This window comes from Burkholderia sp. LFS061 (assembly GCF_047978125.1).
Taxonomy (GTDB): Bacteria; Pseudomonadota; Gammaproteobacteria; order Burkholderiales; family Burkholderiaceae; genus Burkholderia; species Burkholderia pyrrocinia_C.
Window position 1 is genome coordinate 26948 of sequence record NZ_JBFPFS010000021.1, and the last position, 20413, is coordinate 47360.

17 protein-coding genes are annotated in these 20413 nt (G+C 68.3%); 6 read left to right on the forward strand and 11 right to left on the reverse strand.

Going from position 1 to position 20413, the window contains the following annotated elements:
* Positions 1-38: 38 nt before the first annotated feature.
* From ACNQQL_RS19410 to ACNQQL_RS19420, 3 genes are all read right to left on the reverse strand, one after another.
* Positions 39-1877, reverse strand: a complete 1839-nt coding sequence (locus ACNQQL_RS19410) for a S10 family peptidase (protein ID WP_347065137.1) — start codon at positions 1875-1877, stop codon at positions 39-41.
* 614 nt (positions 1878-2491) lie between these two features.
* Positions 2492-4582: a D-(-)-3-hydroxybutyrate oligomer hydrolase gene (locus ACNQQL_RS19415; RefSeq protein ID WP_347065138.1), complete on the reverse strand. Its 2091-nt coding sequence runs from the start codon at positions 4580-4582 to the stop codon at positions 2492-2494.
* A 138-nt stretch (positions 4583-4720) separates the two neighbouring features.
* Complete coding sequence (locus tag ACNQQL_RS19420; protein WP_072436208.1) at positions 4721-5086, reverse strand: BON domain-containing protein; 366 nt, start codon at positions 5084-5086, stop codon at positions 4721-4723.
* A gap of 430 nt (positions 5087-5516) precedes the next feature.
* Here ACNQQL_RS19420 and ACNQQL_RS19425 point away from each other — a divergent pair, with 430 nt between their 5' ends.
* From ACNQQL_RS19425 to ACNQQL_RS19435, 3 genes are all read left to right on the forward strand, one after another.
* Positions 5517-6962 carry a TAXI family TRAP transporter solute-binding subunit gene (locus ACNQQL_RS19425; protein WP_347065139.1) on the forward strand — a complete coding sequence of 482 codons (1446 nt, stop codon included), beginning with the start codon at positions 5517-5519 and terminating at the stop codon, positions 6960-6962.
* Positions 6963-7046: 84 nt separating this feature from the next.
* A complete protein-coding gene (locus ACNQQL_RS19430; RefSeq protein WP_072436210.1) occupies positions 7047-7685 on the forward strand; it encodes a DsbA family protein in 639 nt (212 codons plus the stop codon).
* A 68-nt stretch (positions 7686-7753) separates the two neighbouring features.
* The gene (locus ACNQQL_RS19435; protein ID WP_034182857.1) at positions 7754-8701 is read left to right on the forward strand and encodes a LysR family transcriptional regulator; all 948 of its coding nucleotides are present in this window, start codon (positions 7754-7756) and stop codon (positions 8699-8701) included.
* A 16-nt stretch (positions 8702-8717) separates the two neighbouring features.
* Here the strand turns inward: ACNQQL_RS19435 and ACNQQL_RS19440 are convergent, their stop codons facing one another.
* The 4 genes from ACNQQL_RS19440 to xdhA form a co-directional block, all read right to left on the reverse strand.
* Positions 8718-9119: a nuclear transport factor 2 family protein gene (locus ACNQQL_RS19440; protein WP_111017722.1), complete on the reverse strand. Its 402-nt coding sequence runs from the start codon at positions 9117-9119 to the stop codon at positions 8718-8720.
* A gap of 88 nt (positions 9120-9207) precedes the next feature.
* Positions 9208-9825 carry a xanthine dehydrogenase accessory protein XdhC gene (xdhC, locus tag ACNQQL_RS19445; RefSeq protein WP_347065140.1) on the reverse strand — a complete coding sequence of 206 codons (618 nt, stop codon included), beginning with the start codon at positions 9823-9825 and terminating at the stop codon, positions 9208-9210.
* Between the two features lies 1 nt (position 9826).
* On the reverse strand, positions 9827-12181 hold the full coding sequence (gene xdhB / locus ACNQQL_RS19450) for a xanthine dehydrogenase molybdopterin binding subunit (RefSeq protein WP_347065141.1): 2355 nt from the start codon (positions 12179-12181) through the stop codon (positions 9827-9829).
* 18 nt (positions 12182-12199) lie between these two features.
* Entirely contained in the window at positions 12200-13759 is a 1560-nt protein-coding gene (xdhA, locus tag ACNQQL_RS19455; protein ID WP_347065142.1) for a xanthine dehydrogenase small subunit, read from the reverse strand.
* Between the two features lie 337 nt (positions 13760-14096).
* On the opposite strand from xdhA, the gene ACNQQL_RS19460 reads away from it, so the two are divergent.
* Positions 14097-15311 carry an MFS transporter gene (locus ACNQQL_RS19460; protein ID WP_217588206.1) on the forward strand — a complete coding sequence of 405 codons (1215 nt, stop codon included), beginning with the start codon at positions 14097-14099 and terminating at the stop codon, positions 15309-15311.
* Positions 15312-15423: 112 nt separating this feature from the next.
* Here the strand turns inward: ACNQQL_RS19460 and ACNQQL_RS19465 are convergent, their stop codons facing one another.
* A complete protein-coding gene (locus ACNQQL_RS19465) occupies positions 15424-16314 on the reverse strand; it encodes a DMT family transporter (protein WP_347065143.1) in 891 nt (296 codons plus the stop codon).
* Positions 16315-16450: 136 nt separating this feature from the next.
* On the opposite strand from ACNQQL_RS19465, the gene ACNQQL_RS19470 reads away from it, so the two are divergent.
* On the forward strand, positions 16451-17386 hold the full coding sequence (locus ACNQQL_RS19470) for an AraC family transcriptional regulator (RefSeq protein ID WP_243565229.1): 936 nt from the start codon (positions 16451-16453) through the stop codon (positions 17384-17386).
* 61 nt (positions 17387-17447) lie between these two features.
* Here ACNQQL_RS19470 and ACNQQL_RS19475 read toward each other — a convergent pair whose 3' ends face one another.
* From ACNQQL_RS19475 to ACNQQL_RS19485, 3 genes are all read right to left on the reverse strand, one after another.
* Complete coding sequence (locus ACNQQL_RS19475) at positions 17448-18659, reverse strand: pyridoxal-phosphate-dependent aminotransferase family protein (RefSeq protein WP_152861871.1); 1212 nt, start codon at positions 18657-18659, stop codon at positions 17448-17450.
* Positions 18581-19036 (reverse strand): hypothetical protein, encoded by a 456-nt coding sequence (locus tag ACNQQL_RS19480; RefSeq protein WP_347065144.1) that lies wholly within the window; start codon positions 19034-19036, stop codon positions 18581-18583. The genes ACNQQL_RS19475 and ACNQQL_RS19480 overlap by 79 nt, the downstream gene beginning before the upstream one ends.
* A gap of 160 nt (positions 19037-19196) precedes the next feature.
* Complete coding sequence (locus ACNQQL_RS19485) at positions 19197-19406, reverse strand: hypothetical protein (RefSeq protein WP_347065145.1); 210 nt, start codon at positions 19404-19406, stop codon at positions 19197-19199.
* Here ACNQQL_RS19485 and ACNQQL_RS19490 point away from each other — a divergent pair.
* On the forward strand, positions 19405-20388 hold the full coding sequence (locus ACNQQL_RS19490) for a LysR family transcriptional regulator (protein ID WP_347065146.1): 984 nt from the start codon (positions 19405-19407) through the stop codon (positions 20386-20388). The genes ACNQQL_RS19485 and ACNQQL_RS19490 overlap by 2 nt on opposite strands.
* The last annotated feature ends 25 nt before the right edge of the window (positions 20389-20413 follow it).

The following is a 20413-nucleotide window of genomic DNA, read 5'->3' on the forward strand; positions in this document are numbered from 1 at the left end:
TTTACGTCACTTCAGGCGGCGCAAGCCGCCCGCGGCGCTTACTGCCCCTGCTGCTTCAGTTGCTGCTGCTTGAGCTGCTGCGTGCGCGCCTGCAGCTTCAGCACGCGCTGCAGCGCGGTGCGGTTCGCGAGGATGCCGTCGTAGAAGCTGGCGAGATCACCCTTCAGCGCGGTCCGCGACGCGTCGTTCAGGTAGATCATATGGCCCGACGGGTAGTTCTTGATCGTCAGGTTCTGCGCCTTGATCGCCGGATCGAGCGGCATCTGCGCGAGCGTCAGCTCCGTCTGGTGGAACGGCGTGACCGCATCGAAATAGCCGTTCGCCGACAGCACCTTCAGGTCCGGGTTCACGCTCATCGTCGACGCGAGGTCGCCGGCCGTGTACAGCGTATTGCCGCCGCCCCGGTTCGCGCCGGTCGGGTCCGTGTGGCTGAAGTCCCAGTTGTTGAAGACCTGGTCGTTCAGGTCCACGAACGACGACGTCGACGTGTACTTGAGGTCGGTGTTGATGTAGCTGTTCCACAGCACCGTGTACGCGCCGCCGACGTTCGTGATCGACGGATCGTTGCTGCCCGAGTTCGGCAGGATGTACGGCGCGATGCCCTTGCCCGTGAAGTTCGCGCGACCGTCGTACTGGCCGATCTGCGTGCCCGGCACGAGCGTCAGGAAGAACGTGTACGGCGGGTTGTCGTTCGACGACGGCACGTTGCCGAGCGCGGCCGGGTTGCCGAAGGTCTGGATCAGCGACGTCGGATCCGTACCGATGTACGAACCCATCTGCTGCGCCGTCTGCAGGTTCAGGTTCAGCCGCACGTTCACGAAACCGCCGTCCTGCGGGTTCGGCTTCTGCGCAAGCGGCGCGAGCGTGTTGTCCGCGTAGTTGCGGGCCTGGACCATGTACGCGTCGAGATCGGTCGGCGTCGGGTTGACCGTCGTCTTCTTCCAGTAGAACGCATCGGCCGCGAGCGTCGGGAACGTACCCGGCGCGGACAGCGCGTTCGCGTAGTCGAGGATCGACGACTGCAGCGTGATCCCGTTCAGGTCGATGCCGTCCTCGTGCAGCACCCACGACACGACCGCGCTGCGCGCGGTGCCGTACGATTCGCCGTACAGGAACTTCGGCGAATTCCAGCGCGAGTACTTGGTCAGGTAGCGCTGGATGAAGCGGTCGATCGAGCGCGCGTCCTGGTCGGTGCCCCAGAAGTCCTTGTTCTTCGCCGGGGCGATCGCCGCCGAATAACCGGTGCCGACCGGGTTGATGAACACGAGGTCGGTACGGTCGAGCAGGCTGTCCGGGTTGTCGAGCAGCTTGTACGGCGCGGGCGGCGTGAAGTTCGGGAACGACGACTGCAGGCGCTTCGGCCCGTACGAGCCGAGCAGCAGGTAGACCGACGACGAGCCGGGGCCGCCGTTGTAGAAGAACGTGACCGGGCGCGGCTTCGACGGATCGGGATTGTCCTGCGTGTACGCGACGTAGAACATCTTCGCGTTCGGCGCCGACGTGATCGGATCGATCGTCGTCAGGTGGCCCGTGGTAGCCGTGTACTTGACGGTCTTGCCGCCGATCGTGACCTGGCGGTGCACGACCGCGGCGCCTTCCGTCGAATCCGTGACCGCGTCGTTCGGCCCGGTGCCGTACACGTCGTTGTCGACGTACGGCTGGTCGGCCGCGGCGGCGGCCGTTGCGTCGGTGCTGGCCGACGTGCTGCCGCCGGACGTCGTCGCGGCCGCGGTTGCGGCCGAAGCGGACGGACTCGGCCCGTCGTCGCCGCCGCACCCCGTGACGAGCAGCGCCGCGGCCGCGGCTGCGGCGAGCGGCATGCTCAGTGTCGTTCCGAATAGCGCGAAACCGTCTTTCAAGGACTTCCGTGTCGTCATTATTGCCTCTCGAACAGAACGATAAATACCGCCGGCCGCAAAGGATCGTTTGCGCCGGCGCTCCGCACCGGGAATGCATTCGTTATGCGACGCACTCCGAGTTTTTTACCGGATCGGCGAATACCGATCGGCACGATTTACCCCACCCATATTTTTGCGACCGCACAATGAAATCAATTCCATTGCGAACGACAATTCGATAATCCGCAGCAATACGAATTCATTCCGCGCATTCGCATGCACACAAAATCGACGGCCAAAGCACACCCCGCAAAGCCCGGCCCAACAAGGCCGCCTCGCTTCGAGCAGACGAACAATCCCCCGCCGGCAAGATGCCGATTAATCGCAGAACGGCGACCAATCGCAACTCGAGCCGACTTAACAAAATCGAAAGGATCGATTAATTAAAAGGAAAGGAATATCTCGTATCTGGAATTTATTAAATTAAGTGAAAATACCGGCGCATAATAGGTTCCGGATTTACCGCCGTAAAGTAATAATTTGTTACGGCACTCGCCATTCGGATAAAAGGCGGCACGGGACCGATTCCACGCGATAAAAAAGAAAAAGCCGGACGGCTGTCCGGCTTCGTGATGGCGGCGCGGCGGGCGCCGTCAGAGCGGCACGTCGATCGCGCCGGCGCCGGTCGTGATCGCGTTCGCGCCCGGCGCGGCCGAGATCGGCGGCAGGTTCGCGCTGGTCAGCGCGGGCGCGGCGCCCGGCGTGCCGCCGCGCGGCACCGTGCGGATCACCTGCGACGGCGGCAGCGGCGCACCGTTCTTCAGGTGCCGCCACATCAGGTTCAGCGCCTGCAGGTTGTAGTAGTGGACCGGCACGAAGCGCGTGTCGAAACCCGCGACGGGCAGGAACGCGTCGAAGTGCTGGCCGTTCGTCACCTCGTAGAACACGAGCTTGCTGCGCCCGCCCTCGCTGATGCCGTTTTGCGCGACGTACGCGCGCGACGCGTGATTCACCGGCACGAGCGCGTCGCTGCGGCCCTGCACGATGATCGCCGGCTTGCCCTGCAGGTTCGCGTTCACGCGCACCGCGTCGACGTTCGCGGGCATCCCGAGCATCCCGTTGGTCCAGAGCTGGCGCAGGCACAGCGCGCCCGCGAAGCTCGCATCGGGCGTCGCTAGCCGGTGGTCGACGCCCGCGCCCGTGTTGAACACGAGGTTGATGCCGGCCGTCGGCGGCACGCCGTTGCCGACGCCGAACACGGCCGTCATCGGCGACGCGGCCGGCGAAGCGACCGCACCCGTCGCCGCGTTCGTCGTCGCGAAGCTGAAATTGCACAGGTTGTCGATGACGCGCGAGCGCGTGTACGTGTTCGCATAGGTGACCGCGATCGCCGGAATCGCCTGCGAATCCCACATCGGCGCCTGCAGCAGGTCGGAATCGGCCAGATAGCCGGCCGCGTGAAGCTGCGCGAGCGCGTCGGCCGCCTGGCTCTGCGGGTCGGCGCCCGACACGAGCCCGGCCGCGGCGAGCGTCGCGCAGCGCTGCGTGCGGATCGACTGCGTGGTCGCGGCCGGCAGCGCGCTCAGGTACGGCGCACCGGCGAGCGACGCCGACGCGGCCGCGCACGGCTGCAGCAGGTTCGCGAGCGTCGCGTAGTCGGCCAGCGGCCGGCCGAACGACGGCACGGGCTGGCCGCCCGTGCGCACGATCGCGTTCGGCGACATCCGCACGTTGATCTGCGGTTCGCCGACCACGACCGCGGTAATCCAGCCGCGGTTGTCCTGCTCGGCCGCCGCGAGCGACGCGCCGCCGCCGTTGCTGACCGACGCGGCGATCGTCGTGATGTCGCCCGCTCGATAGCGCACGCCGTGATGCGAGCCGTCGATCAGCGGTCCGAACTGCTCGTTGAGCGCCCAGTACGCGAACTCGACCGACTGCAGCGTCACGCGCCCCCAGTCCTGTTCGGGATTCTGCTGCGAATGCGCGTGCTTGAACGCATAGCGGTTCGGGAAGCGGCTGTTGAACGCGGCGAGATCGCCGCTCGTCACGTTCGCGGTGAACAGGCTCGCAGTGCCGGCGAGCACCGCGTTGGCGAGCGTGCCGTCGATCAGCGTGACCGTATCGGTGCCGAGCTCGTGCGCGCCGTTGCCGCCGCCCTTGTCGTTGTACGCGACCGCGCAGCCGCGCTTGAGCGCCCATTCGCCGGCCGCGGAGATCGCGCCGTACACGCCGCGCGAGCCCGACGACGTCGCGGTGACGATGCACGGTTGCGCCGGGTCGAAGCTGGCGGGCACCTGCACCAGCAGCGTCACGTTCTTGCTGCCGCTGCCGTCGTCGGAATACGCGAGATATTCGGTGCCGGGAATCTTGCCTTCGCCGAGCGTGTCGTTGCCGTCGAGGTCGACGTTCGGCCCCCAGAAGCGGCCGTAGCCGCCGTTCGCGCTCATGTCGACGAGCGCGCGGTAGTTCGACCAGATCGCGAGACGGCGCAGCTCGGCGCTCGTCGGCCGGGACGGATTCGCAAAGCCGGGCGCGGTCGCCGCCGCGAGCCCCGTCTTGCCGAGGCCGGCCGTCAACAAATCGTCACTGGCGCCGTCGTAGGCCGTCGTGCGCACGCTGCCGGACACGAAGCCGGGCAGCCGGTTGCGCTCGGCCGATTCGTCGCCGTTGCAGGCGCCGAGCATCGCGACAGCGGCCAGCGCCGCGCCGAAAACCATCCGCCTGCCCCACCCGAGCCTCGCCATCGCCGCCCTCTCGATATCGTTATCGGTCCGCCGCCGCGTCGTACGCGGCTTGCGGACTTTGAAGCGCAAACGGGCTCCGGCATGCCGGAGCCCGCCCGAAAGCGGGCATGCGCGGCGCTCGCGCGCCGCCGCCCGGCATTACTGCTGCTGGACCGTCAGCTTGTTCGTGACCGACGTCACGCCCTTCACGTCCTTGGCTGCGGCTTCGGCCTTGTCGATCTGTGCCTGTTCGGGCATCGTGCCCTCCAGCGTGATCGCCCCGCCCTTCGAACGCACGACGAGGTTCGACACATTCACGCCGGGTTCCTTCGAAATCGCCTTGCGCACCGCGTAGCCGAGCTTGCGGCTCGCCTTCTTCGCGGATTTCGCGGCGGCCTTCGGCGCGCTCGTCGCGGCCGCCGGCGCTTCGGTGGCCGCCGCATCGCTCGACTGCGCATACACGCTGCCCGACAAACAGGCCGCCACGGCGGCGACGCCCAACGCTCTCAACACGATCGACTTCATGCTATCTCCTTGTAACTCCGGAACGGCCGTGCACAGTACGGCCGGATACCCCCAAAGACAGCCGGCCCGCGCGCGAACGGGCGGGACAGCCGGTGATTTCCACGGCGATGCGAGAGAGGCGAGGCGGGCCGACAGCCGGCGCGCGCGATAGCGGGCCGGCCGGGCCGGACAGCCGCCGGCCGGACGCGCCCGGTCTAATTGCGTGCCGGGTCGCGCGCGAATCGGGCGCGGCTGCGTCGCACAATGTAATCCAGCGCCCGCGGAAGCGCAAAGCTTTTGACGAAGCGCCGCCCGCCGCTGTCGTCGCGGCGCCGCGCCACGGCACCCGACTCGCGCATGCGCGGCGAAACCGGGTACCATCGCCGCGAGAATCCGCATCGTCCATGACGGCCGTCATCGATGCGTCACGCCAGCGTCATCCGCCAACCCCATGAAGCCTGCCCTCCCTCGTCCGCCTCGCCGCATCCTCGCCCGCTTCGTCGCGGTGTCGTGGCGCGACCTCGCGCTGTCGATCGGCCCGACCGTGCTGCTCGCGGGCGCGGCCGTCTGGCTCGCGGTCAGGCTGATTCAGCCGGCGCCGCCGTCCACGCTCGTGATCTCGGCCGGGCCGCCCGGCAGCACGTACTGGAACGCCGCGCAGAAATACAAGGCCATCCTCGCGAAGAACGGCGTCACGCTCGACGTCGAATCGTCCGAAGGATCCGCGCAGAACCTCGCGCGGCTGTCGAACCCGAGCGCGCCGGTCGACGTCGGCTTCGTGCAGAGCGGCATCGGCCCGAAGGAGCGCGACGAACAACTCGTCTCGCTCGGCAGCATCGGCTACGTGCCGCTCGCGATCATGTACCGCGGCCCGATCGTCGCGCGCCTGTCCGACTTCAAGGGCAAGCGGCTCGCGCTCGGCGCGGAAGGCAGCGGCGCACGCGAGCTGAGCCTCGCGTTGCTGAAGATGAACGGCATCGTGCCGGGCGGCCCGACCGAGCTGCTGCCGACGGCCGGCGAAGACGCCGCGACCGCGTTGCTCGACGGCAAGATCGACGCAGCGTTCCTGTCCGGCGACTCGACGCAGATCCCCGTGATGGCGAAACTGTTCCGCGCGCCCGGCGTGCACGTGTATTCGTTCACGCAGGCCGAAGCGTACGCGCGGCGCTTTCCGTACCTGACCGCGATCACGCTGCCGATGGGCGTCTACGATCTCGGCCGGAACCTGCCGCCCGCCGACATCCATACCGTCGCGCCGACGATCGAGCTGGTCGCGCGCGACTCGCTGCACCCCGCGCTGTCCGATCTGCTGATCGAGGCCGCGCGCGAGGTGCACGGCCACGCGACGATCCTGCAGCACGCGGGCGAATTCCCGTCGTCCGTCACGCGCGGCTTTCCGCTGTCCGACGATGCCGCGCGCTACTACAAGTCGGGCAAGACCTTCCTGTACCGGAGATTGCCGTTCTGGGTCGCGAGCCTCGTCGACCGGCTGCTCGTCGTGATCGTGCCGCTGATCGTCGTGCTGATCCCCGGGCTGCGGCTCGTGCCGTCGCTGTACGGCTGGCGCGTGCGTTCGCGCATCTATCGCTGGTATGGCGCGCTGATCGCGCTCGAGCGTCGCGCGCTCGGCGAGCACACGGCCGAGGAACGCGTCCGGTTGCTCGACGAGCTCGACGACATCGAGGAAGCGGTGAACCGGATGAAGATGCCGCTCGCCTACGCGGGGCAGTTCTACGTGCTGCGCGAGCACATCGGCTTCGTGCGCGAACGGCTCACCGCGCACGACCAGGACACGCCGGCGGCGTCGCCCGGCGCCGGCGGAAAGCCGCAGGCACGCGCCGACGCCGGGTCGCCGCCGGCCGGCGAGCCCCCCCGGGCGACTCCCGGTTCCGCGTAAGCGGACGATCCGCGATCATTGCTGCATGCGCGCCCGCCCGCGTACCATGGAGGCCGCCGTACGCCCCACCCTCTGGAGATCGTCATGACAACCGGCCTCGACACCGCCCAGCCCGCCTGGTTCTTCGACTTCGTGTCGCCGTTCTCCTATCTGCTGCTCGAACAGCATGACAAATGGCCGGACGTGCCGTTCGAACCGGTCGCCGTGTCGCTCATCGACCTGCAGCGCCACTGGGGACAACGCCCCAGCGCCGACGTGCCGGCCAAGCGCGTGTTCACGTACCGTCACGCGCTGTTTCGCGCGGAACAGCTCGGCATCCGCTTCAAGATGCCGCCCGCGCACCCGTTCGATTCCGACAAGGTGTTGCGCCTCGCGATCGCGCTGCGCGCCGATATCGCGACGGTACTGGAGATGTACCGCTTCATCTGGCGCGACGGCAACGATCCGTCGACGCCCGAAGGCTTCGCTGCGCTGTGCGAACGCGTCGGCGTCGGCCACGGCGACGAGCTGATCGAATTCGAGGAGACGAGTGCGCAGCTGGCCCGCAACAACGCCGACGCGATCGCGCTCGGCGTGTTCGGCGTGCCGACGTTCTGGATGAACAAGCAATTGTTCTGGGGTGAAGACGCGCTGCCGATGGTGCTGTACTGCGCGCGCACGCCGAACTGGCTCGAATCGAGCGAGGTCAAGCGGATCAGCACGCTGCCGAAGGGCCGGGCGTGATGGCCGGTATCACGCACGGCAACGTGCAGCTGCGGTAAGGTTACGCTTCGCCCGAATCACCCGCACCGATGGAAGACGACGACCGTACCGCCTCGCTCGACATCTGGCTCGTGCGCGTATTGCGCACGCTGCTGCTCGAGCGCAGCGTCACGCAGGCCGCGCTGCGGCTGAACCAGACCCAGCCCGCGATCAGCACCGCGCTGCGCAAGCTGCGCGAGACGCTGAACGACCCGATCCTCGTGCGCGGCAAATCCGGGATGGTGCCGACCGAATACGGCGCTTCGCTGCTCGAAGCCGCGCAGCGCGCGCTGCGCGAGGTCGACTTCATCGCGACGCCGCACGGCGACTTCGACCCGTCGTCCGCGCGGCGCACGTTCCGCGTCGCCGCGCCCGATTACCTGAACGATTTCTTCATGCCGACGCTGATCGAACGCTTTCGCGACGCGGCGCCGCATGCGCACCTGGAAATCGATTCGCTGAATCCCGCGCTCGACCACGCGGGCGCGCTCGAATCGGGCGCGCTCGATCTCGTGATCGGCAACTGGCCGAAGCCCGACCCGCAGTTCGCGCGCCAGGACCTGTTCTCCGACACGATCGTGTGCCTGATGCGCGAAGCGCACCCGCTCGCGCACGTGCCGCTCACGCGCGAAGCGTATGCGTCGGCCGCGCATGTCGCGCCCACGCCGTACACCGGCGACAAGCGCAACGCGATCGAGATCGGCCTCGCACGCGCGCGCCTCGCGCGGCGCATCGTGACGACGCTGCCTTACTTCGGGATCGTGCCGCAGGTGCTGCTGCAGTCGGACCTGATCTTCACGACGACGCGCCGCTTCGCGACGCACTACGCGCAGTTGCTGCCGCTCGTCGTCGTCACGCCGCCCGTGCCGTTCCCGCGCATCAAGAGCTACCTGCTCACGCATCCGCAGCCCGACCGCCCGACCGACATCGCGTGGCTGTGCGCGCTGATGCAGAGCGTGTCCGACGAGCTGACGGTCGCCCGCACTCGCAAGCGCTGATGCAAGGCGCGGCCGCTCAGGCCGTGCAGAAGGTTTCCTGCAGATGGGTCCAGCGCACGACGCCCGCCGCGTCGCGTTCGAACACGGCGGTCGCGCGCCGTGCGGGCAGCTCGCCCGATGCCGCGTGCTGCGCTTCGAGATAGGTGATCACCGCATGCGACGCGTCGGCCGCGAGCACGCGGATTTCCGACAACGTGATGCGCAGCCCCGGCTTCGCGCCGGCGAGCTTCGCGAACAGCGCGCGCGTGCCGTCGCGGTCGACTACGCGGCCGTCGGTCAGGATCATCGTGAAACCGGTGGAGAACGGCGCGAGCAGCGCGTCGAGCGCCGCGGGCGCGGTGTCGACGCCGGACAGCCAGCGCTCGATGGCGACGAGGCTCGCATCGAGCGCGTCGAGATAGATCGGGTGATCGGACATGGCGCCTGCACGGAAAGGCGCGGCCCGGTGCCGCGCGTTGCCGTGCAGTGTATGCAAAAACGCGCGGCCGTGCGCCAGCCGTGCGACGTCACCGTGCGCAGGACACGTCGTCGCGCGCGCGCCCTGCCGCAGCCGCCTTCGCGTCGGCCACCGGCATGCCCGAGCGCGCCTGCAGCAGTTCCGCGCACACGGCCACCGCGATCGCGCCCGGCGCCTTGTCGACGATGCCCGCGACGCCGATCGGGCACACCATCTCCGCGAGCCGCGCCGGATCGACGCCGCGCGCGGCGAGCCGGCGCTCGAACTTCACGCGCTTGGTGCGCGAGCCGATCATCCCGAAGTACGCGTAGTCGCGCCGCCGCATGATCTGCGCGGCGAGCGCGAAGTCGAGCGCGTGGTTGTGCGTCATCACGAGGAAGTACGCGCCGGGCGGCGCCGCGTCGACGACGGCCTCCGGCGTGTCGGTCGGCTCCGGCTGCACGTTCGGCGGACATTCGTCCGGGAACAGCTCGTCGCGCGTGTCGACCCACTGCACGACGCACGGCAGCGCGCCGAACAGCGTGACGAGCGCGTGACCGACGTGCCCGGCGCCGAACAGCACGATGTGCATCGGCGCCGGCGCGCCGGTCGCGCGGTTGCGCCGGCCGGTGCCCTGCGCGAACGTCGGGGTCGACGCGGTGCGAAGCGAGCGTGCGGGCCCGTTCATGTCAGCCTGCCCGAGCCGCACGCACCGCATTCACCGCGCGCAGGATCGACTCGCCGGTGGCCGGCGCGTCGAGCGGCGGGTTCACCTTGTAATCGCCGACCGCCGCGACCGCGTCGCGCACCGCGAAGAACACCGAGAACGGCAGCAGCAGCGGCGGCTCGCCGACGGCCTTCGACCGGTGGATGCTGTCCTCGACGTTGCGGTTCTCGAACAGCCGCACGTTGAATTCGGGCGGCGTGTCGTTCACGGTCGGGATCTTGTACGTGGACGGCGCATGCGTCATCAGCTTGCCGCCCTGGTTCCACCACAGCTCCTCGGTCGTCAGCCAGCCCATCCCCTGGATGAACGCGCCTTCGACCTGGCCGATGTCGAGCGCGGGGTTCAGCGACGCGCCCACGTCGTGCAGCGCATCGACGCGCAGCGTGCGCATCTCGCCCGTGAGTGTGTCGATCACGACTTCCGACACGGCTGCGCCGTACGAGTAGTAGTAGAACGGCCGGCCCTGCAGCTTCGACTGATCCCAGTACAGCTTCGGCGTCGCGTAGAAACCGTCGGACCACAACTGCACACGTGCAAGGTACGCCTTCGCGATCACTTCGCCGAACGGCACACCCTGGCCGCCGACCCATACGACGTCGTTGCCGAACTTCACGTCGGCCGCATCGACGTTGCCGTCGCCGTACTGCTTCGCCGCGAACACCGCGAGCCGCTCGCGCAACTGGCGCGCCGCATCCTGCGCGGCCTTGCCGTTCAGGTCCGAGCCCGTCGACGCGGCCGTCGCGGACGTGTTCGCGACCTTGCTCGTGTCGGTCGCCGTCACGCGGATCCGGCCGAAGCGGATGCCGAGCTCGTGCGCGACGACCTGCGCGACCTTCGTGTTGAGCCCCTGCCCCATCTCCGTGCCGCCGTGGTTCACGAGCACCGAGCCGTCGGTGTAGATATGCACCAGCGCGCCGGCCTGGTTGAAGTGCGTGACGTTGAACGCGATCCCGAACTTCACCGGCGTGAGCGCGATGCCCTTCTTCAGCACCGTATTGCGCGCGTTGAATGCGCGCACGCCCGCGCGCCGTGCGCGGTAGTCGCTCGTCGTCTCGAGTTCGCCGAGCAACTCCTGCAGCACGTTGTCCTCGACCGTCTGCCCGTACGGCGTCACGTTGCGCTCGGTCTTGCCGTACAGGTTCGCGTAGCGGACGTCGAGCGGATCGCGGTCGAGCGAGCGCGCGACGTCGTCGAGGATGTATTCGATCGCGAACGCGCCCTGCGGGCCGCCGAAGCCGCGGAACGCGGTGTTCGACTGCGTGTTGGTCTTGCCGCAGTAGCCGGCGATGTCGACGTCGCCCAGCCAGTACGCGTTGTCGAAGTGGCACACCGCGCGCGTCATCACCGGGCCCGACAGGTCGGCCGAGAAACCGCAGCGCGACGTCATCTCGAGCGCCACGCCGTCGAGGCGGCCGTCGTCGTCGTAGCCGACGTCGAAGCGGTAATGGAAGTCGTGCCGCTTGCCGGTGATCATCATGTCGTCGTCGCGGTCCGGACGCAGCTTCACCGGGCACAGCAGCTTCCACGCGGCGAGCGCCGCGCAGCACGCGAACAGGCCCGACTGCGATTCCTTGCCGCCGAACCCGCCGCCCATCCGGCGGCATTCGACCAGCACGTTGTGCGACGCGACGCCGAGCACGTGCGCGACGAGGTGCTGCATCTCGCTCGGGTGCTGCGTCGAGCAATACACGTGCATCCCGTCGTCGTCCTTCGGCACCGCGTACGCGATCTGCCCTTCCAGGTAGAACTGCTCCTGGCCACCGAGCAGCATTTCGCCCGACTCGCGGTGCGGCGCGGCGGCGAGGCGCGCGGCCGCGTCTCCGCGCGCGAGCTTCAGCGGCGGGATCACGTAGGTTTCGGCCAGGCGTGCTTCCTGCGCGGTCAGGATCGCGGGCAGCTCCTCGTAGTCGACCTGCGCGCGGCGCGCGGCAAGCCGTGCGGTTTCATGCGACGTCGCGACGACGATGAACATCGGTTGACCGACGAACTGCACGATGCCCTTGGCCAGCACCGGGTCGTCGTGGATGATCGGGCCGCAATCGTTGACGCCCGGGATATCGTCGGCCGTGAACACCGCGACCACGCCCGGCGTCGCGCGCACCGCGTCGAAGTTCATCGACACGATCTTCGCGTGCGGTTTCGCCGACAATCCGAGCGCCGCGTGCAGCGTGCCCGCGACGACCGGAATGTCGTCGGTGTAGGTGGCACGCCCGCTCACGTGCAGGTGCGCGGATTCGTGCGCGCGCGATACGTGCACCTGCGCGGCGTCGGCCTGCGGGTCGAGGGTGCTCAGGAACGGTTCTGCTTGCTGGTTCATCTTCGGTGTTCTCCGTCTTCAGACGCGCGCCGCGTCGGCGCCGGCTTCGGCGGCCACTTCACGCACATTCAGGGCTTGCGGCGGCAGCGGGTCGTGCGGGCGCGTCTCCAGCCAGAAGCGATACATCAGGTTCTTCGCGGTATCGAGGCGATACGTGCTCGTCGCGCGCATGTCGGACAGCGGCTGGTAGTCGCGCTCGAGCGCCTGCATCGCGGCCTGCGCGGTGGCTTCGTGCCACAGCGCGCCGTCGAGCACGGCTTCGGTGTGCGTTGCGCGCTTCGGCGTCGCGGCCATCCCGCCGAACGCGATGCGCGGCTCGCGGATCGTGTCGCCGTCCGCGATGAACGCGAACGCCGCGCAGACGGCCGAGATGTCGGAGTCGAACCGCTTCGACAGCTTGTACGTGCGGAACTGCAGCTTCTCGCGCGCGCCGGTGCGGGTCGGCACCTTCACGCCGACGACGAATTCGTGCGGCGCCATGTCCTTCTGCTGGTAGCCCGTGTAGAGCGCCTCGAGCGGCAGCTCGCGCACCGTATCGCCGCCGCGCAGCACGACGCGCGCGCCGAGCGCGATCAGGCCGGGCATCGTATCGCCGATCGGCGAGCCGTTCGCGACGTTGCCGCCGAGCGTGCCCGCGTTGCGGATCGGCAGCGACGCGAAGCGCTTCCACATCTCGGTCAGCTCCGGATAGGTGCCGGCCAGTGCCGCATACGCGTTCTCGACCGTCACGCCCGCGCCGATCTCGATCCAGTCGCCCCGCTCCGCGACGCGCTGCAGTTCGGCGATCTGGCCGACGTAGATCAGGTCGTCGAGCCGCCGCATCTGCTTCGTGACCCACAGGCCGATGTCGGTGCTGCCCGCGAGGATCCGCGCGTCGGGCCGTTCGACCTTCAGCGCGGCCAGCGCGTCGAGCGCGCGCGGCGCCGCGAAGCGCGCGCCGTCGATCGTCGCGTAGTCGAACGTGTCGTCGCGCCTGAGCGACGCGAGCGTGCGGGCGAGCGCGGCCGTGTCGACCGGTGCCGACGGCGCCGGCGCACCTTCGCCGGCCGCGTCGAACATCTGCACGGCCGCATCGACGATCGGGCGATAACCGGTGCAGCGGCACAGGTTGCCCGTCAGCGCGTCGGCGATCTCGGTGCGCGTCGGCACGTCCTTCGCCTTCGCGCACGCGCTGCCGCAGCCTTCGTGGCCGTGCTTCTCGTACAGCGCCCACATCGACATCACGAAGCCGGGCGTGCAGAACCCGCATTGCGAACCATGGCAGTCGACCATCGCCTGCTGCACCGGATGCAGCGAGCCGTCCGGCTGGCGCAGATCCTCGACCGTCAGCAACGCCTTGCCGTCGAGCGTCGGCAGGAACTGGATGCATGCGTTGACGGCCTTGAACTCGACCGCGCCGGCGTCGGTCAGCTCGCCGACGACGACCGTGCACGCGCCGCAGTCGCCTTCCGCGCAGCCTTCCTTGGTGCCGGTGCAATGCGCGTCCTCGCGCAGGTACTGCAGCACGGTGCGCGTGACGTCCGCGCCGCTGACCTCGCGGATCGCGTGACGATGGTAGAAGCGGATCGGCTCACTCATGTCTCGATGATTCTTCAAATGGGGGGTAAAGCGGCCTGCGCGGAGCGCCCGACCGACGTTTCTCTGACAGTTTGCACGCTATCACCATCAAATTTCGCAACCCATAGCCCATCACGCATGAGGCCCATATAACTGCCGCGATATGAGCGCCGGGGCGCCCGTCGCCCTTTCCGCACGGCCTTCCCGGCGTGCCGGCGCCGATCCGTTGCGCGCGAAAACGGGTCGCGATTAACTAAATGGTACCTGCGTGAAAACCGGTTCCATGGGAAAATCCCGATTCCGTTTTGCGCCGTATTCCGTTCCGTCACCCTCCGTTTCGCTCATTCGTTCCGACCCCATGTCATCCGATTCCGCCACACCAGCACGCAGCGGGTTCGCGGTCACGCTGCAAATCGTGTCCGTCGTCTGCTTCACGTTCATCTGCTACCTGACCATCGGCCTGCCGCTCGCGGTGCTGCCGGGCTTCGTCCATGACGACCTCGGCTTTTCCGCGATCGTCGCGGGCGGTGCGATCAGCGTCCAGTATTTCGCGACGCTCGCGTCGCGGCCGCTCGCCGGGCGCTTCGCCGATACGCTCGGCCCGAAGCAGACGGTGCTGCGCGGGCTGGTCGGCTGCGGCGTGTCGGGCGTGCTGCTGCTGGTCGCGCTGCTGCTCGCACACTGGCCGGTCGCGAGCCTCGTGCTGCTGGTCGCGAGCCGGCTCGTGCTCGGCGTCGGCGAGAGCCTGTGCGGCACCGGCGCGATCCTGTGGGGCATCGGCCGGGTCGGCGTCGCGCACAACGCGAAGGTGATTTCGTGGAACGGCATCGCGACCTACGGCGCGCTCGCGCTCGGCGCGCCGGTCGGCGTCGCGATCGCGCATACGCTGAATCCGGCGCTGATCGGCGTGATCGTGATCGCGCTCGCCGCGCTCGGCTTCTACCTCGCGCGCCTGATCGATTCCGTGCCGCTCGTGCACGGCGAACGGATGTCGTATGCGAGCGTGTTCACGCGCGTGCTGCCGCACGGCCTCGGCCTCGCGCTCGGCTCGGCCGGCTTCGGCTCGATCGCGACCTTCGTCACGCTGTACTACGCGGCGCGCCACTGGCCGAACGCCGCGCTGTCGCTGACCGTGTTCGGCACGCTGTTCATCGGCGCGCGCCTGCTGTTCGCGAACACGATCAAGACCTACGGCGGCTTCCGCGTCGCGATCGTGTCGTTCGCGTTCGAATGCTCGGGCCTCGTGCTGCTGTGGCTCGCGCCGGTGCCACACGTCGCGCTCGTCGGTGCCGCGCTGACGGGCTTCGGCTTCGCGCTGATCTTCCCGGCGCTCGGCGTCGAGGCCGTCGCGCTCGTGCCGCCCGCGAGCCGCGGCGCGGCGCTGTCCGCGTACTCGGTGTTTCTTGATCTGTCGCTCGGCATCACAGGCCCGCTCGCCGGTTATGTCGCGGGTGCGTTCGGCTATCCGCAGGTGTTCCTGTTCGCGGCGGTGGCCGCCGCCGCGGGCGTCGCGCTGTCGATGGTGCTGTACCAGCGGCAGGCGCGTGTGGCGGGGAGCGGCGCGGCCGCCTGATCACGCCGCACGGCGGCCGGTCGCGGAAGTCGCAGCGCCGTCGCCTCAAAAAAAAACGCCTGCATCGCGCAGGCGTTTTTTTATATGGAGGCCGTTGCGACGGCCGGCGCGCTCAGGCCGTCCGGAGAAACAGCCGGCGCGTCAGGTCGAACGCGACGAGATTGCCGGCCACCACCAGAAGCAGCCCGATCACCGCGAGCGGCGACCACTGGTAGCCCTCGAACACCGTCGACACGGCCAGCGCGACGATCGGGAACAGCACCGTGCAGTACGCGGCGCGCTCCGGCCCGATCCGGCCGACGAGGGTCAGGTACGCGGTGAAACCGATCACCGAGCCCGGCACGGCGAGGTAGACGAGCGCGCCGAGATAACGCGGGCTCATGTCGAGCGTGAACGACATCCCGGCCACCGCGCTGCCGACGGTCAGGATCGCCGCGCCGATCAGCATCGCCCAGCCATTGGTCGCGAGCGGGTGCAGCCCCATCGACTGCATCCGGCTCGACAGCAGGTTGCCGGCCGAGAAGCACATCGTGCCCGCGAACGCGATCGCGAGCCCGATCCAGGTCGCGTGATCGTCGAGATGGCCGGCCATCTGCTGCCAGAACAGGCACGCGATGCCGATCAGGCCGAGCAGCGCGCCGGCAATCGCCGATGGCCGCAGCGGGCGGCCCATGAACAGCCGGCCGTTGATCGAGTTCAGCAGCGGCGCGGTCGAGAAGATCACCGCGACGAGCCCGCTCGGCACGACCTGCTCCGCGTAGTAGAAGCACAGGAAATTCAGGCAGAACAGCGCGAAGCCCTGCGCGACGAGGTAGCGCCAGGCTTCGCGCGGCGGCTGAATCGGCCGGCGCATCACGCGCAGCAGCGCGAACAGCACGGCGGCCGCGAGCCAGAAGCGCCACGCGATCGACACGGGCGGCGGCACGGAGCCGAGTTGCCACTTGATCGCGATCCAGGTGGTGCCCCAGATCAGCACGGTGACGAAATAAAGCGACAGGTTCATGGCGGCGATGGTCCGGGAATCGGATGAAACGGGATCCCGACTATGCCGCCGCGCGGCGCGCACCGATTGTCCGGAATTGCGGTCTTTTTCCGGCCGCCGCACCCGGCGCCGCACGCCCGCTTATACTCGTCGCACCATGAGCTTCTCCCTCTCCGCCCCGCCCGTCGACCGCGCCGCCACCCTGGCCGGCGGCGATTTGCCGTTCGGCCTGCAGTCGGTCTGCCGCACGCTCGCCGACGCGAACGCGACGCTCGAGCGCTTCGCGTGGCTCGGCGACCATCTCGCGATCGCCGAATGGACGCGAATCACCGACGAAAGCGAGACGATCTACGAGCAACCCGGCCACCACACGCTGTCGTGCTACCTCGACGGCGGCTACCGGACCGAGCGCGAACGCGTGCCGCGCTACGGCGCGCCGAGCCTGCTGTGCGCGCTGCCGGGCGACCACGAATCGCGCTGGTGGGTGCGCGGCGAGATGCACTTCATCCATCTCTATTTCCTGCCCGAGCACTTCACGCAGCGCGCGATCCGCGAACTCGACCGCGAGCCGCGCGAGCTGAAGCTCGCCGACCGCACCTATTTCGAGGATGCGCGCGTCGCCGCGCTGCTGCGCTCGCTCGCGCTGGACGGCTGGGACGATGCCGACGAGCGGCTGCGTGTGAACGAGACCGCGCACGAGGTGCTGAGCCTGCTGCTGCGCGGGCAAAGCACGACGCGTACCGACGCGTCGTTCCGCGGCGGGCTTGCGCCGGCCGTGCGCCGCCGCGTGCGCGACTACATCGACACGTACCTGACGCAGCCGCTGACGCTCGGCGAACTGGCCGACGTCGCCGCGCTGTCCGAATACCACTTCTCGCGAATGTTCCGGCTGTCGTTCGGCCGCGCGCCGCACGCGTGGGTCGCCGAGCAGCGGCTCGCGCGGGCGCGCGAACTGCTGCGCACGACGTCGCTGCCGCTCGCGCAGGTCGCGGCCGACTGCGGCTACGCGAACGCGGGCCACTTCAGCCATCGCTTTCGCGACGCGCACGGCACGACGCCGAATACGTACCGGCGCGCGATGCAGGGCCGCTGAGCGCGATCGACCGATCGCGGCCAGCCGGCCGGGCCACCAGGGCCGGTTGCCGCCTGCGGCGTTACGCGCCGCGTTGCGACAGTTCCTGTTCGAGCGCCGCGACGCCGGCCGGCAGGTCGACCGGTACCTTCAGGTCGACCATCGTGCGGCCGAACGCATGCAGCGTGCGGAACAGGTTGTGTTCGCGGCACTGCTCGCCCATCTGCCCGATCCGCACGATCGGCAACCCGAACGAGCCCGAGATCTCGACCTGGTACTGCTTCGAGATATGGCCGCAAACCATCCCGGGCGTGAGCCCTTCCGGCGTCTCGATCCCGACCACCGAATTGAGCCGGCAGTCCTTCGGCGCATAGAGCTTGAGCCCCATCGACTCGACACCCGCCTGCAGCGCGAGCGAGCAGCGCAGGTGGCGCGCGAAGCGGCTTTCGAGCGTCTCCGCGCAAACCAGCCGCAGCGCCTCGTGCAGCGCGAGCACGCCCGACACCGGCGCCGTGTAGTGGTAGCCGGCGTTGTGCCAGAAGTTCTCCGCGAGCGCCATGTCGAGGCACCAGTGCGTATTCGGCTCGGGACGATGCTTCATGCGCTCCCACGCGGCGTCGGAAAACGCGATCAGCGACACGCCCGGGATCGACGACAGCCCCTTCTGGCCGCCGGTGATCACCGCGTCGATGCCCCACGCGTCCATGTCGAGCGGCATCGTCGACAGCGTGCACACCGCGTCGACGACGACCAGCGCGCCGGCCGCCTTCGCGAGCGCAGCGATGTCGCGCAGATCGCGGTTCCACACGGTGTTCGACGTCTCGCCCTGCACGATCGTGACGATCTCGGGCCGCTCGCGCGCGATCGCGTCCGCGATCTCGTCGAGGCTCGCGACCGCGCGGTCGGCCACTTCGAGCGTCGCGACGTCGGCGCCGACGCGCGTGGCCATCTCGGCCATCCGCGCGCTGAAGAAGCCGTTGCGGATCGACAGCACGCGCGTGCCGCGCCAGGCGAGGTTCGAGATCGCCATTTCCATCGCGGCCGAGCCGGGGCCCGCGACGCCGAGCACCCACTTCGTGCGGGTCTGGAACACGTAGCGCGCCATCTCCTTCACCTGCTCGATGATCTTCGCCATCGTCGCGCCGAGGTGGTTGATCACGATCGTGTTCGCCTTCGCGACGGCGGCCGGGATCGGAACCGGGCCGGCCCCCATCATCAGCAGCGGTTCTTCGGGCAGGATCGCGTCGAGCGGCACGACGACGGGACAGGGAATCGGCGAGTAATCGATGGACATGGCTGGCAAAAGGTGAGGATGGGAAATACACGGACGCCCGCCAAACCCAACTGCATGGCGAACTGATCGATCATTCCGCGTTCCGCGGCCTCGCGCAAGAGGCACGCTCGGCCGGACAGCGCGACGGTGGCCCGGTCGCCGGACCGGGCCAGCTGGCCGCCCAGGCATCGCGCGCCGGCGTTCCGGATTGGAATGGCATTGCCGGCCGGTTGTGAAACGGTTCCATGCGCGCGATTTTCTCCGCCAATATCGCCTCGTTTCATCGATGCCGACGGTTCAGCGCGACTTGCGTATTGAACGGAATAGACCGGATGTTCGATAAAAATCGCCGAACGGAATGCAATACGCAAAATCCGCGCATGGGTAAAAACATCCATTACTGCAGCATGTATTAGGGATCGATTCCCCAAATCACCGGAGCAAACCTGATCGAATCACGAACAACCAATTGATTAACATACGAATTATTCGTCGACACGATGCATATTCCAATACTCTGCCGCCTTTGAACGGCAGGCACACGAGACAGCCCGACTTTTAAGCGGTACTCGCGATTTCGATTTTCCGCAACCCGCCCGTTTTCTCAGGTTGACGGATATCGCAACTATATTTAACAATCGTCTGCGGAATCGAAAACAGATTTTTCGATACGAAGGAGAACTGGGTGCCGCGCGATGCATTTTCCAGGTTGCGCGGCGAAAAATCACAACCATAATCAATCAACCGGGCCAGAAATACACAAGCCATGAACCAGATTCAGACCATGCGTGTATTCGTCTGCGTCGCCGAGCAGCAGAGCTTCCGGCGCGCAGCGCACCATCTCGGCGTGTCCAATGCGCTCGTCACGCGTTCGATCGCGATGCTCGAGGGTCACCTGAACACACGGCTGATCCACCGCACCACGCGCAACCTGTCGCTCACCGAGGCCGGCGCGCGCTACCTCGACGGTTGCCGCGCGCTGCTAGAGGAATTCGACCACCTCGAGTCGTCCGTCGCGCATGCCGTGCGCGAACCGGCCGGCACGCTGCGCGTCGTCGCGTCGGGCCTGCTGTCGCCGCTCGCGCTGACGCCGCTCGTCAGCAGCTTCCGGCACCGCTACCCCGAGCTGCGCGTGCAGCTGACCGTCGCCGAGGGGCCGCTCGACGTGCTCGAATCGGGCTACGACGTCGGCATCGTCACGGGCAACCGGCTCGACGGCAACCCGACGCTGATCGGCCATGCGCTCGCGCCGAACCCGTTCGTCGCCTGCGCGGCGCCTGCCTATCTCGACCGGCGCGGCGAGCCGCGCGCGCCCGACGACCTGCCGGGCCACGACTGGGTCACGCTCGCGCCGCACCAGCATGCGCCCGCGTGGCAGCTGGTCGGCCACGACGGCGTCGCGCATTCGGTCACGGTGCGCCCGGCCTGCACGCTCAACCAGCTCGCACTCGTGCAGGCGGCCGCCATTGCCGGTGCCGGCATCGCGGTGCTGCCCGAGCCGTGCGTCGCCGATGCGCTCAGCGGCGGCACGCTCGTGCGGCTGCTGCCCGGCTACCGGATCGACGACCCGGATGCGCAACTGTCGCTCGTCTATCCGAACCGCCAGTACGTGCCGGCCCGCACGCGCAGCTTCGTCGAGCACGCGCTCGACCACTTCAGCGCGCAGACGGCCCGCGAGCGGAAGGATTACGGCTTCCTGCGTCCGTCGCGCGGCCCCGACCGCTCCGACATCGTCACGGGCCTGCAGTAAACTGCGCGCGTCAGCCATCGGAGGT